Annotated in this window: 14 protein-coding genes and 1 pseudogene; 5 read left to right on the forward strand and 10 right to left on the reverse strand. The window is 44.2% G+C overall.

From position 1 onward, the window contains the following. Positions 1 to 175: 175 nt before the first annotated feature. From QUB61_RS33960 to QUB61_RS33975, 4 genes are all read right to left on the reverse strand, one after another. The gene (locus tag QUB61_RS33960; RefSeq protein ID WP_332949745.1) at positions 176 to 511 is read right to left on the reverse strand and encodes a XisI protein; all 336 of its coding nucleotides are present in this window, start codon (positions 509 to 511) and stop codon (positions 176 to 178) included. Further along, complete coding sequence (locus tag QUB61_RS33965; protein ID WP_333135104.1) at positions 499 to 915, reverse strand: XisH family protein; 417 nt, start codon at positions 913 to 915, stop codon at positions 499 to 501. Before QUB61_RS33965 ends, QUB61_RS33960 begins: the two co-directional genes overlap by 13 nt. Before the next feature lie 450 nt (positions 916 to 1,365). Then, entirely contained in the window at positions 1,366 to 2,640 is a 1,275-nt protein-coding gene (iscB, locus tag QUB61_RS33970) for an RNA-guided endonuclease IscB (protein WP_333135102.1), read from the reverse strand. A 387-nt stretch (positions 2,641 to 3,027) separates the two neighbouring features. Then, positions 3,028 to 4,716, reverse strand: a complete 1,689-nt coding sequence (locus QUB61_RS33975) for an ATP-binding protein (RefSeq protein WP_333135099.1) — start codon at positions 4,714 to 4,716, stop codon at positions 3,028 to 3,030. 163 nt (positions 4,717 to 4,879) lie between these two features. On the opposite strand from QUB61_RS33975, the gene QUB61_RS33980 reads away from it, so the two are divergent. From QUB61_RS33980 to QUB61_RS33990, 3 genes are all read left to right on the forward strand, one after another. After that, entirely contained in the window at positions 4,880 to 5,611 is a 732-nt protein-coding gene (locus tag QUB61_RS33980; protein ID WP_333135097.1) for a hypothetical protein, read from the forward strand. Between the two features lie 427 nt (positions 5,612 to 6,038). Then, the gene (locus QUB61_RS33985) at positions 6,039 to 6,398 is read left to right on the forward strand and encodes a hypothetical protein (RefSeq protein ID WP_333135095.1); all 360 of its coding nucleotides are present in this window, start codon (positions 6,039 to 6,041) and stop codon (positions 6,396 to 6,398) included. Positions 6,399 to 6,583: 185 nt separating this feature from the next. Continuing rightward, positions 6,584 to 7,105 (forward strand): hypothetical protein, encoded by a 522-nt coding sequence (locus QUB61_RS33990; protein WP_333135093.1) that lies wholly within the window; start codon positions 6,584 to 6,586, stop codon positions 7,103 to 7,105. 257 nt (positions 7,106 to 7,362) lie between these two features. Here QUB61_RS33990 and QUB61_RS33995 read toward each other — a convergent pair. Beyond that, a pseudogene (locus QUB61_RS33995) lies at positions 7,363 to 8,464 on the reverse strand (IS630 family transposase). A 1,315-nt stretch (positions 8,465 to 9,779) separates the two neighbouring features. Further along, the gene (locus QUB61_RS34000; RefSeq protein WP_333135089.1) at positions 9,780 to 10,307 is read right to left on the reverse strand and encodes a hypothetical protein; all 528 of its coding nucleotides are present in this window, start codon (positions 10,305 to 10,307) and stop codon (positions 9,780 to 9,782) included. A 54-nt stretch (positions 10,308 to 10,361) separates the two neighbouring features. Here QUB61_RS34000 and QUB61_RS34005 point away from each other — a divergent pair, with 54 nt between their 5' ends. Continuing rightward, complete coding sequence (locus QUB61_RS34005) at positions 10,362 to 10,502, forward strand: hypothetical protein (RefSeq protein WP_333135087.1); 141 nt, start codon at positions 10,362 to 10,364, stop codon at positions 10,500 to 10,502. On the opposite strand, the gene QUB61_RS34010 is transcribed toward QUB61_RS34005, so the two are convergent. The 3 genes from QUB61_RS34010 to QUB61_RS34020 are packed head-to-tail and all read right to left on the reverse strand — an operon-like array spanning position 10,494 to position 11,669. Then, a complete protein-coding gene (locus QUB61_RS34010) occupies positions 10,494 to 10,775 on the reverse strand; it encodes a hypothetical protein (protein ID WP_333135085.1) in 282 nt (93 codons plus the stop codon). The genes QUB61_RS34005 and QUB61_RS34010 overlap by 9 nt on opposite strands. Positions 10,776 to 10,807: 32 nt before the next feature. Beyond that, a complete protein-coding gene (locus tag QUB61_RS34015; protein WP_333135084.1) occupies positions 10,808 to 10,969 on the reverse strand; it encodes a hypothetical protein in 162 nt (53 codons plus the stop codon). Positions 10,970 to 11,012: 43 nt separating this feature from the next. Then, positions 11,013 to 11,669 carry a hypothetical protein gene (locus tag QUB61_RS34020; protein ID WP_333135082.1) on the reverse strand — a complete coding sequence of 219 codons (657 nt, stop codon included), beginning with the start codon at positions 11,667 to 11,669 and terminating at the stop codon, positions 11,013 to 11,015. Positions 11,670 to 11,797: 128 nt separating this feature from the next. Between QUB61_RS34020 and QUB61_RS34025 the strand changes: the two genes are divergently transcribed. Continuing rightward, positions 11,798 to 12,022, forward strand: coding sequence for a hypothetical protein (locus QUB61_RS34025; RefSeq protein ID WP_041623929.1), 225 nt, complete (start codon positions 11,798 to 11,800; stop codon positions 12,020 to 12,022). Positions 12,023 to 12,213: 191 nt separating this feature from the next. Here the strand turns inward: QUB61_RS34025 and QUB61_RS34030 are convergent, their stop codons facing one another. Next, positions 12,214 to 13,056, reverse strand: a complete 843-nt coding sequence (locus QUB61_RS34030; protein ID WP_333135080.1) for a transposase — start codon at positions 13,054 to 13,056, stop codon at positions 12,214 to 12,216. Positions 13,057 to 13,178 lie beyond the last annotated feature (122 nt).

Consider the following 13,178-nt stretch of genomic DNA (forward strand, 5'->3'; position numbering starts at 1 on the left):
TCTAAAAATAGGCAGCAAGTAACAACCACCATTAATCAGTTACTGTTTTCTCTAAAAAGTCATTACAAAGCGTGTCTGTAGCTTCTTTGAATGGTGAATTTCTCTCAAAATATACTCACCACTGGTGAACAGTGTTCAATAAGATGCGTTCCCCCTGGGTGATTGACTTTTTAGCTTAACAGACCGCGAAATCTGTATGTTGTCTAATTTCCGGGGGGTGAAATGCCAGTACAATGTCACTTTTTGGAACACCAGCAGCCAACAAATCAGTTGCTATTCCGTCTTCTGTTCCATCTCTTTGAATCCAGATTTTACCATTAATAATTTCAAGGTGAACAATGCAGCCATGATTTCGCACATCTTTTTCCCATCCTATTGTTAGCAGTAAATAATCATTGGAGTCTTTGCTAATAATGAGTTTGGATTCAAGGTTGTTGTATGAATATGGAATTTCTGCATATTCGCTTAAGATTTTTTCAATGATTTGTCGGTAATTATCTAATTTATCCATTGTACGATTTCCTCTTTGGTAGGGTCAAAAACAAGTAAGCGCAGAGAGTTTTTGCGTATCACTAGAGCCCCGATGGCTTCTGAAAATATTTCTTGATAGGTGGCTTGACGAATAGCTAAATATAGCAATCGGTCATTTTCGACTTCTTCTAAGATATTCAAGTAAACGATATACTGCCCTAATGCAGTTTCTAAATCGCTCACTTGGGAAAGACTCACGAAACTTTTAATTTCAACAGCTATTTTTTGTTCACCTCTTTCGGCAGCTACAAGTTTCGTGGCTCCTAAGTCTACAAATAGTTCTCGGAACCCCCATTTTAGTTTGAAAGGATCGTTTGTAATTGTCCAGCCGTCTTTTTCGAGAGCTTTTTTGACACGATCGTGATAAATATCTTTGGCTGGCATATTCGTTTGAAGTTATAAGTCTGAGCAGTGTAAAGGGCTGTGTTGATTAAACTTGTTTTCATGGCTTGAATTTCCGAAGTCGCCTCAATTTTATTATCTTTAATTCTAGCTGTTACGTCAAGTCGCTTGACTGATGAGGTGACAATACCCTCCAAATATAGACAAAATCAAGGAGATAACCCAATACGGTTCAGTTAGTGCTCTTAAACGAATTTGAACTCACAGTTTTTTGAAAAATACAGGTATCTTTTAGAAGTCAGATTCTTAACAGAACCGTATTGGGACATAACCCTCATACCCCCATATGCTTTGGTTAACGTTTTTTGTCATTGTTCGCTGTGAGCGTAGCGATCTATACATGAAAGCAATCACCAGAAAAACGAGCGAGAAGCCCCTGGCTTTAGACATGGGGAGGAAAGCGGTAGCGACGACCGTCGCCTTGAAATATTTTTAAAACCCATAGCTATAGCCATCTTTTTTGTGGATTGCTTTGCAATACTTGTGGCTAATACCTGTTACTCTCCCAGCCTTCGTTACGATATCAAAACTGCCTGAAGCACGGCATAGAAGCCGCCCTGTATAAGAGCCGACTTTCTTCCCTGCGGTAACGGTTGCGCTGACAATATCGCCAGTCTGAAACCCTTTGTGAATTTGCACTCTGGACTTGTGCCGAATGGGAAATCCGTACTGGTTTGTGCCGCACATCTGTCGTGTCCCGTGACCTTTTGCTGCAATCAGCAGAGGCTTTGAAGTCAAGACTTTGAGCGTGTCAACGCTACCCACACACGCAGCATCTAGCCAGTGCGATTTGGGCAACCCTAACCGATGGCGATTGAACTTGGTTTGCCCGCCCGTGCCAGTAGTGACGGGCAATCCCGTCTCTTTAAGTGCATTGAACAACGCCCATCGAGTCGAGTTGACCGCTGCTGCATCCTTGAGTGGCAGTTTTGCCTGTTTTAGGATGCGGTTTAGCAAGTCGGGTTTAGCTGCTAGGAATGCTCGAATATCCTGATTGCCTTTCTTTTGATTGCAATCGTGACAGGCAAGCGTTAAGTTAGAAACCCTGTCAGAGCCACCTCTTGACTTGGGCTGAATGTGCTCAACCTCAAAAGGTACATTTTCAGCCGAGCAATAAGCGCACTGCCGATGCCATTTGATCAAAAGATATTCGCGGACTTCGTAACCCTGCAATTCTCCCTGCTGATACATAACGCCTGAGATTTCAGGGTTTTGCATGAGTTGAGAATCAAACCGCACTAACTCTTGAACAATGCTGGCAACGGGAGCGAGTCGAATCAACTTGCGAACCCATGTGAGCGTCGTTTCGACTCGGTGCTGCAAGGATGGAGCGAGCCAACCATCGGGGCGAGTGCGATTGAGGAATCGCGCCTGACGGTACCGAGTTTTGCGATTGCGTCTTCCTCGCCTGATTTGACGGCGAGAGAGCAATGCTTCTTTAATTTGTTGTCCCCGGTGTTGTAGTTCGGCTCCGAAGATTATCTTGTCGCCCTGTTTGATGGCAATACCAGTAGTTTTAGAACCTGGATCGAGCTTCAGTTCTAATGGTTCAGGACAGGCGTCAACCTCTTTATTCAGAATGATCGTGAAAGGGAACCGCCTGAATACAGACGCTTTACCTGCCTTCAGCAGTGAACGCCCTACTCCTGGCTTACAGGGTGATAGTGGTCGCCCTTTCGTGTCTAGAACGAAAATAAAATTAGACATTTTTGCGTCTCTTCTACTTGCGTGTAATGTTAGCCTCGGCAATGTTTAATGAGCTTGTTTGGCTAAAAGCACTGTCTTAACCCGTTAGAACTGTTTAACTTTTAGCGACAGAGCAACGAACTGGCTACGTATTCGTTGGTGTCATGACTCAAAAAACGTAGTCCTCAAAGGACTTAGCCAGGGGAAGGTTCGGCTTGTGCCATCCCGCTCGAAGAGCCGGACAGTCTACAAGCCCCTAGCTTTAGCTATGGGGTTCCTGACAGGCTTTTGCCTCCTAGACTGTCTTATCCCAAGCGTATTGACTCATACCATTCTCTCCCGAATGCCAACTTATTACGTTTTATTTTCTTTTTAGCTGTTAAGAAAGCAGTGAATTCTGCATCTAGATTAAACAGCGTCATCTTCGCTCAAATCGTAAGTAGGGGGCTTATACTCAAACAGTTCTTGTTCGCACGCAGCAAACCTGGAAGTGTCGGAACTGGCTGTGGGACGAGCATAACTAGCTTTGTTCCGAATCCCCTGAATATCTTCAGAAGAACGCTCAGACGACAGCACAAACTGAGTTCTCTGATAACGCAGATTGGCCAATTCAATTTTACCAGGTCGCCCTTCACAATAAGCTCGCTCAGCACAGCGTTTAACTGCGATCGCAATTTCAGCACTCGTTGCTCCCGCATAATCAGATAGTAGCGAATACCACTGCCTGTCGCTCCAAAGGTTCTCTTTTCCTTCCCCAAACTGCTCTGGGAAATACTTAGCTAAGTGCAAATTGAAAATCTCATAGCGAGCGCCGCTGTGTGGCAAATCCACAAACCAGATTCCGCCGTCGTCAAATCTGCGGATAAGTTCAGCCGGCAGCATTTCTAAGCGGTTAACAGTAGCTAACATTAACACGGGGCTTTCATGCTCCTGCATCCATGTGAGCAATTTCTGCGACAGTCGCCTAGCTGCACCGCCATCAGCATTTGATTCCCAGCCAGAAAAACCCTTGTCAAAATCGTCAAAGAACAGCACGCAGCCGCCCAAATTATCGGCTGTATCCAGCATTTTATTGAGAGCGCGATCGGGATTAGAGGAGCCTAGAATATTGCCCCAACTTGCTGCTAAAAGCGCATAACCTAGCTTCTTAGCAGCTAGCTTTGCACTCAAACTTTTGCCCGTCCCCGGCGGCCCCCACAGCAGCATTCCTTTGGGAGGTCTGAGGTGATATTTCTTGGCATCAGCTTCTGACAGCTTTACGACCTCGTTCAAATAAGCATCTAATAGATCTAAACCGCCAGCATGAGGCACGTCTGGAGAAGCAATGAACTCCAACCCCTGGTCTCGAAGTTGCGATATTTTATGCTCCAATACCAACTGTGCGATTTGGACAACTGAAGCGGTCACAGAGAGCGATCGATCTAACACTAATTCAATTTCAGCCTGTGGCAGCCCTAGACTAGAAACAGCCAGCCGTTTTTTAGCAGCTACCGCATCTGAACCAAAATCAAGGGAACAATTGCGATCGCAAAAATTATCTACAAGAACTTCGACTTCAAAACGATCGGGTAACGGACATTTGAGTAGAGGAATTAATGGACTTAGCTTTGATGGCAATTGGATGTACTCGCCCAGCAGTACCCAATATTGGTTGGCCCAACGCCCTTTCAGCTCAAAGAATGCGTTAGCCAATTGAGAATAACGGCGGACAAGAGGCTGTTCGGTACTGTCTGATTCCAAAATATCCTCTAACAAGAAGATACCGGGGCAGTCATTTTCCAGCAGAAATTGCAGGACATCACTTTCGACAGATAGCTCAGTTTTGCATAAGACGCATTCACTATTATACATCTGGGAAATATCTGAAACACTTGTCCTATCTGAATGACCACCTAAATTCGGGAGATGTTTATCCAAACACCGCACCTGTTGAAGAGTTGCATAGCCGGGATTCCAATAATAAACAGGTAAACAACACTCACTGGCGTACTGATGAAATGATGACAATATTTTTTGGCGATCGGCACTGTAATATTCGAGGGCAACAATGGGAGTTTGAATAACTCTTAAATTTGACCAATTATTGAAATTTTTCATGATTCATATACAACTAAGTACAGGATGTTTAACATAATAATTTAACTAACATAATTAAGATTTAACTTCCTGCTAATGAGCGAAATACGCCCCCTCAACCGGAGGGGGTAATTGTGCCTAACGGCACTAATAAATTGATGTTAAGCAAGTTAAATTGTCAATCATGGTCGCAACTAAAAAACAAACCGCAGCCACTCCTATTCGCTCTCAGTCACCAGTGCCTGCTAAATCTAAACCGTCTGAAAAGCAGAACAGTCAAACAGTCGGCAGTAACAATGGAGCCAAATCAAAACCTCAATCTAACCTCAGCCCGGAGCAACTTGCTGGCGAGTTAGTCAAACAGATTCGGAATACAATTCATAAGAAGTACGGTGTGACAATTCAGCGTCGCGATAGCCGTATTTCGACAAAGGTTGGCCACGCAATTCGCGAAAAACTGGGATTGGATATTCAAGCTCAGTTGAATAAGCGCAACGGTAATGGCAATGGTAAAAAGTTCGACTGGCAAGATTGGAACAATACTGTGTTTCCCAAGCTAGTTGGCCGACCCGATGAACTCAAGTATGATGTCGAAGTTGTTGCCTTAGCGATGAGCCAACTTTACGATACAATTGCTGACAACCCGCAAGCTGCCATTGCCGATTTAATGGAGTTCAATGCTCAAAGCTTAAAGCGTCGCAACGAGTTAGCTAAATCCTCTGAAGAAGATACTGAAGAACTCGATGACGACGACGAACTCGATGATGAAGATGATGAAATTGATGACATACTCGATGAAATTGATGAGGATGACGAAGACTCCGAAGGCGATGAGGATGAGGATGAGGATGATGACGATGAGGAGGATGATTTTAGTTTAGACGAAGACGAAGAATTTGAGGAAGACGACGAATAATTGCTAAAGTTTGATTAGAAAGCTCTGCTGAAAAAGCAGAGCATTTTTTTGCCTCTATCGAGGCCTTTTCCACGAATCGCGATTCATTTAATAAGGGGAGGGGGAAGGGGAAGGGGAAGGAACGGAAAGGGTAGAAAAACTTGGGAGAAGGGTAGAAAAACTTTAGTAAAATTGCGTTATTACTAAAAAAATTATCCTTCCCCTTCCCCTTCCCCTTCTCCTTCATTTCTGGGTAATGATTGTCGCCACCGTCCGAATCAGGACGCTCTGGGAAGCAGACCCAACAAATTCACAATCAAGGAAACTTTGACCTTGGTTGTGAATTTAATTTTACCCACTCACCCACCCACTAAATTTTTTGAATTAATTGTAATTAGCAGACTGCCGTCGCTTTAGTTGTGAAAAAAAACACGCTTGAGGGTTAATCATGGCTAATCGCAAATCCGCTCCAACTCCGATGCAAAAGCAATTTGCAGAAACTCTTGAAGAACAGCGCTTCGAGATGTTTTTGCACGTTGCCCGCGAGTTAACGGGACGTGCAAAACAACGACAGTTGCAGAAAGGTAAAGCTCTTGACTGGGAAGCGTTCAATACTTGGTTTAACAAGCAATATGAAGGCTACTCGGCTGACGAGATGCTTGAAGAAATCTTGAGCAACGTTTACTGGCTTTCATCTGAGCAAGCAGTGATTGACTTGCACTTCCGTTATATCGAATCGGCAGTCAAAGCTTCTCATAAGAAAAAGGCAAGTGACGATAATGAAGAGATTGATGATTTTATCAAGTAATCAATGACGACCCCCGATAAAGGGGATAAAATCCTGCTCCAAGCAGGATTTGTTTTGCCCGCCCACCCACCGCACCAGTTCCCTTTGCGATATTTGCGCTCGCATTCTCAGAAGGCTTTAGTAAGGTTTTGATATTAAACGCGAGCGCGTTTGAAAGATGTTCCACTTGCAAATAAATTATAATCATGTACGAACATATTCAGCATTTTCTCACCCTCACAATTGAAACTGTAGTAATTTTTGGTTACGGTGGCTTAATTGTTCACTATATCGCTACGCTGTTAGCATCGAAGCGGATGAATCCTTCTGAAAAACTCTCAGCAGAACTTGCCCCAGATTTTGTGCCTCTTCTCAATAAAATTGCTTCCTTTCCTACTGTTGCCGAAGGTGCAGCAACTCCAGAACCCACAGAAGAACAGCGCCTCACCTCTTCGCTACAAGTTAAAGCCGAATTTGCTTCTAATATTCAACTCGATACCGACACATTAAATCTACCCTTCATTCAAGTCGATAGCCTCACTCTCCGACAATGCCGCACCGTTATTCGAGCGCTCAATTCCACTCTCCCACGAAGTGAGCATATTCGCCTGAAACTCAACAAAAAAGATGTGCCAGCAGATTCGTTAAAATTTCAAATCAAGAAGCAGTTTGAGCATCGACCGCAGCAAGTTGTCTCCCTAATTGAGCAAATTTTGAGAGCGAGTTAGCACGCTCGGGGAATCAACAAGCCAATTATTGCTTTCTATCAATAAAACTTTTGGTAACGAGTTGATAGAAAGTTTTTTGAGTGGAACCCTCCTTTTCCTGACCAAGCTATTAGTTACTTTCTTCAGGGCCAAGGGGAATCAGACCCTTGCCAATCTGTTTGCTCAACTCATTGAAACTCAATCCCCGTTCACTTGCGACCGCACGAATTCTCTCCATCCTACCGACGTTACCTGGATACTCCCTTCCCGCTAGAAGACTATAGAATGAGATTATAGATATGTTGAATCGTGTTGGCAATTTGGATTGGAGTCTGCAATTGTTGAGTTTCAAAAAAGGTTTTAATTCGCAGTTCAACCTGCTCGATACTTTTGTCACTTGGCAAATGATGTAGTAGCCTCAATCGGAGCAAATGAATTAGATATTCGACTAAATTAAAATTCTGAGAATATGGTGGTGTATAAACAAATTCAACTGTTATCTGTTCCTCAATCCCTGATGTGAATAACTCAGCCCATAAATAACGGCGCAGCTTATCTTTATGCGTAGAATTGTTATCTAGTATGATTGTCAAATGCTTGATTCTTTCCTGAATACAGTATGAGCATAGCTCTCCCAAATATAATGCTAAGTCTTCTGTTTTGGCAGTTGGTACTAACCGCAAGAATTCTGCTCCACTCACAGCATCTACTGCTAATAATCCATTTAATTTCTCTCTCTTTTTACTTTCATTTGATGGCACTTGAGGTCGAGTGTTTTTTAATGCCCATCCGTAGTATGTACTTGGTCGGTTATATACTGCGAATTCATCAAAGAATAGAATTTTCTCCCCAGGCTTTTTCTGGCGCATTTTTTTTTAGCATCTTCACAAACTCTTTTTGTTTTTCTGGTGAAGCATTCTCGTAATCTCGGTGTGCTTTTTGATGTGATAAATTCAACTTATCTAAGATTTCATAGATTCTCGATGTTTTCAACTCTATTCCCCATCTCTGCTTTATTACAAATGCTATAATTTTTCCGGTCCAGATTTCTCGGTCTATTCCATACTTAGTTGGCCTATCGTTCAATACCATTTCTTTTATCTCCTGCTGCTGATCGGGATTCAGCCTCTCTTTCACTTGATGCTTGATTGGCTCCACTAACCCTTCTAATCCTGCATCTAGATATTTACCAATCCATTTGGCTATGGTTAAATCTGTAGATCCTACTAATTTGGCTACTTCCGCTCGACTTTTTCCTTCATTTAGATACCTGATTGCTGATAGTCTCTGTCGTATATATGCTTGCTGATTCTTGTAATATAGTCACTGCCACTGCTTTTTATCTAGGCTTACTAATCGCAATCTCTGGCTCAGATTCATTGATATTTTTCTCGCTTTTTTTTAACTATAGCATTTTCTGTACTCTTTGAGCGGGAAAGGAGTAGAAGGCTGCTTTTTACTCATTCAAGTGATTCCAGATAAGGGCGTATTCGCTAAATTTTGGCGTCGGACGTTCCCGGAGCTTTTGCGTTAAATCCACAATCTAGGCAAGAACGCCCGCCACTCAAAATTTTTGCCAGGTGCTTAGTTTTGGGTGTGAATTTTTAAAATTGAATAGTATATCATTGTTGGTTTTTTTTGGGGAGTTTTACCGGGTATCACCGGGTATCACTCGACCCGGTTGGTCCTCACGAGGCCTGCGGCGCTCCAGTAACGCGGTCAGGGGGGCGGGGCCACGCTTAGCTCCCCCCCTGGCCCACGATTAGCGATCGCTAAATTCTGGCAATGATTTATTGTTTACACTGTCTACAATATTTTTCTACAAGTGTCTACAGTGTCTTACAGCTAGCCAAGTCACGACTTCCCCAAACCGTTCACATCAACGTTTGAAGCCCAAAAATTATGTCACAACGCGACGGCTACCCAGAAGGGGACGCCGCAACTCTTAATGATGCGCGACATAAACCCTTGGTGAGTCGGCGTAGAATCGAGCATTTAAAAGCTCTTTGGGTATGCGCGCTTAGGCTTAGGAATTGACAAGGCCGACTCCAACGCCAGGACTCGGATTGATAAGATTAAAGCCAACCTCACAGGCGGGGCGAACTAATGCGAGCGATTTACTTGTGCAATTATTTTATCGCCGCGTGCATCGCTTTCTCACTCCAGGAGTGGGTAGCGAGTTTGCATCCTTACGCCTTTCGAGCAGTTCTCTGTTCTGAGACTGTTAGCGTACACTCCCGACGAGTGCGGCATCATTAACTTTTGGATTTGCAATTACTCTCTAGAATCAGTACGGGGCAATTGATTTGATCTGAATCTGCTGCCATTAGTTCGAGCGCCTCAAAAGCTGCCGTGCAATCTCCTAAGGCTTGGTGGTTTCCATTGAGGGAAACATACCGATAATATGAGTGATAATAGCTCCTGTTTCCGACCTATTGCGCTACCCATTCCATCAAACAATCAGAGCGCTTTGTCAACTTCAAAATCAGCAAAGTTTGAAGCCGACAGCAGGAATTTAAAATTTTGAAATCCCAAGCAGAATTGTAGATTAATAGTCGCTTATCTTTCAGGACTCCATCAATGCGGAGATAGACTTCGGGAAAGGTAGAGGCATCGCTTACCATTTTATACGTTATGCCATTGAATTACGATATTTGTTGGTAAGTGAGCGCCTGTATTCTATCCCAATTTCATGCTATTCCACAATCTTTCCAAAGGTTGACTCAAGAGCATGATACCAGTCTTTCGCTTTCTGGAATGCTTTACCTCCCGTACCGCCTCCAAACACATCTCGACTGCTTGCCGTGACTCCCAATCTCAGTAGTTTTAAGCTCAACCAAAGCGCTTTATCTGGCTGAGTAGGAATCAGGGCAATGACTTCACTTACTGTATCAACTTCACTGCTTCCCCGACTGCTGAGGCGCGCCATCACCCTCGCCAATGCCTTCGAGCGCTCTGATTCAAAAAGTAGGGAAGTAGTGCTGGAATCCTTATCCTGCAACACTTCACTAGCTTCATTTGCCACTTTGTCCGCTTCATCAGGGAGTGAAGTAGCAGTATCCTTCGGCGCTGTAACTTCATCCGCCTGCCAGGATTCTAGGAGCCGCTTCTTGGCTAGTTCCCACAATTCTTGAGAGCCCTCAGATCCCTGATTCGGAGCCAACTCAGTTGCTTGAGTTGTTTCACTATTTGCGGAAGTTTCTGGTTGGGATGGCTGCTTCAAAATCTCTCATTTTCACTCACTTAATTCAGGCACGAGTGCTGGAATTTCATCCAATTGGCAGCTAATCCAAGCATCGCGTTGGCGGAGCAAAATCAAGAATTTCCCAACGATCTCGCCTACCATCCACAAAAAGCAAACCTCGCCCAGCAGCGGGTGTCGCTGGGCTGTTTCGAGAACGGCAGATCACTACTCTAGGTGCTGGTCAACTAAGGCGATGAGTTTAGCGATCGCTTTCTGTTCTTCTAGAAGTAGTTCCTTAAGCTGGCGCATCTGTTCTTGATTTGGGGGTCTATGTACCAAGTCATCAACGAAGTCTAGCAGGGGAGACTTTTTAAAAGGTCTACCCAAAGCAGCTTCATCTCGCAAGCGCTTGGTTCGCTCCAGCTTAGACAGTTGCAATCGGTTTTTAGCCTGACGGCGTGCGATAAGTCCGTCAAGTCTTTGACATACGTTTCCAGTCCTCTTCATCTCCATATATCTGTTTTACTTGTTGTTTTAACTCAGTTATCTGCGGGCGTCAGATTTGCCACCTGATCTTCAATAATGTCTGTTTTATCCTCCTGAATTTCCAGAGAAATTTCCAAAGATTCGACATATTCCGTTAACTTTTGTATTGGATCTGGCTGAGGCGACACGCCGTTAGACCCATTGCCGTTGGTCATGGTCATTCCTCACTGGTATCTTGATGGAAGAAACTGGCGATCGCTATCGATCGTCCCGGACGTCACCCGGTGTGGGTGGGATTGATGCGTTGGAGTCGCTAGCTATTCGCCAGCACAGAGCGCTTGCTAGTTGGTTTTGTTCGACACGATCGAGAACTCGCACAGTCGGAAACCAAGCCTGCAAGTGGGATAAGTCGTTGTTGACGCTACCCGAATACGCTTGAAACGGGTCGGCTTCCAAACAAACAAAGGTTCGGACAGCGTAGAGTTCATCTAACTTCAACCCGTCCAAGCGATTAATCAAGGATTCGAGGGAATATTTTCGGGGCGTTGTGTGTCCTGCAATCGCTTGTTCCCCCAGTTCCCACCAACTCATCATGTTGGCTCGTTCGGTGGAACACAAAATCTCATGTTTCCGAACGCAGATGTAAACTGGCTGTCCGTCTTCCTGTATCAAATTATCTTGGTCATTTAGCAGGCGACCGGTGACTGTTTCAGAACGAATGTCGGTCACTTCCATACGCCCCATTGTGGTGGTGACGCGGGGATTGGGTATTTCTACAAAGCTTGGTCGGGCGGGTTGCGATGGCTGCCCGTAATCTGCGAACATAGAGGAAATCTCCATTGTGAGTGCCAAACCCCGCCCCAGAAGATTGCGAGTCAGAGGGGGCGGGGTTTGGTTTTGGATGAATTTCCACATTATACCCTTCTGAGTCCCTGTGTATTCCCTCAGACTGAAATATTGGGCATAAGGGAGAATCCTTAAGGACTTAGGAACCCCTAAATCCTTGTAGGATATGCAGTATATGAATTGTGGAAATATTGAAAATGCCCGACATTGATGCTCCTAAAATGGTACGCATAGATTTTTCCGTGCCTGCTCCCCTTTTAGAGCAAATGCAAGAATTAGCCAAAGATGAGGGTTGGAAGCCTGCCGAATTACACCGAATGCTTTGGGTACTCGGGTTTGCAGCATATACCGAACAGAGCAACAAACGCTTGGTAAACGATCGGCTTAGGGCAAACAAGGCTAAGGATAAACTCGATACCTGAGCTGTTGAGGCAGTCAAAACGCCTCGAACGAGGTGACACCAAGAATTAAAGGTATTCGTTACTGTTAAAAAGCTGCCAAGCATCGAGAAAATTACTGATTGACACTCCGGGCGCCTGAAGGCGCGAGGATTCTTGAGGAATTTCTACCTCAATTTCCCTATTTCTAGAGTTCCCAGACTCCTCACGTTTGCTCAATTGAGCGTGAGGATATCTTCTGGGCGTTTAGGCGCGAACGCCCGGTAACGCGAGAGTCCCCGCGTACCAATTTCTCTCGCCCGATCACGAATAGTTTTTGCTGCACCGATATCGGCGTGCTCGTGATATCCGCATTCAGCGCAAATGAACTTTTCGCCATCTCGATTAGACTTGTCGATATGACCGCATTTCCGACATTCTTGGCTGGAGTATTTGGGATTAATTTTGATTACGACCTTTCCTTGCTTTGCAGCCAGATACTCGATCTTTAGAATTAATTCAGCCCAACCCGCATCAGAGAAAGAACGGTTTAAACCTTTCTTTCTTGATTGCCCATTTTTCAGGAATCTACCTGTTTTTTCGTCAGCCTTTACTCGACATCGGCGCATCATGCCGGAAATATTCAAATCTTCCAGAGCAATCGCGTCAACGTTGCGATCAACTATTTTATTGGCAACCTTCCAATGGTAAGCTTGACGCTTATCACTAATCTTCTGATGGAACAGTCCTAGTTTTTTAGCTGCTTTCTTGCGGTTTTTGCTACTCTTGGCTTTTCGGCTAACTCGTCTCTGTCTAATTTTTAGAGTGCGCTTAGCTTTTTTTGTGATTGAAAATTTGGGATTTTCAATTTGAGTTCCATCTGAAAGATAAACTAATTTTGTAATTCCCATATCACAGCCAATTACTTTGACAACATCCTTAAGAGGTTTTGTTGTGTAATCGGGGACAGACTTGTTCTCAATGCGAACGGAGACATACCAGCCATTTTGTCGCTTCCTTACCGTACACGCTTTAACGGTAAATCCGTTGGGAATTGGGCGCGAGTTGTAAAAACGCATCCAGCCTAACTTTGGTAAGTAGATTTTACTGCCTTGTATTTTTACCAGGGTAAACGCATCTAAATTAATTTGACAAAAAAGTGAATTTGTGCATTACTAAATCACTAAAAAAACCTTCTTAC

The sequence above is a fragment of the Microcoleus sp. C2D2 genome (genome assembly GCF_036702495.1).
GTDB lineage: Bacteria > Cyanobacteriota > Cyanobacteriia > Cyanobacteriales > Microcoleaceae > Microcoleus.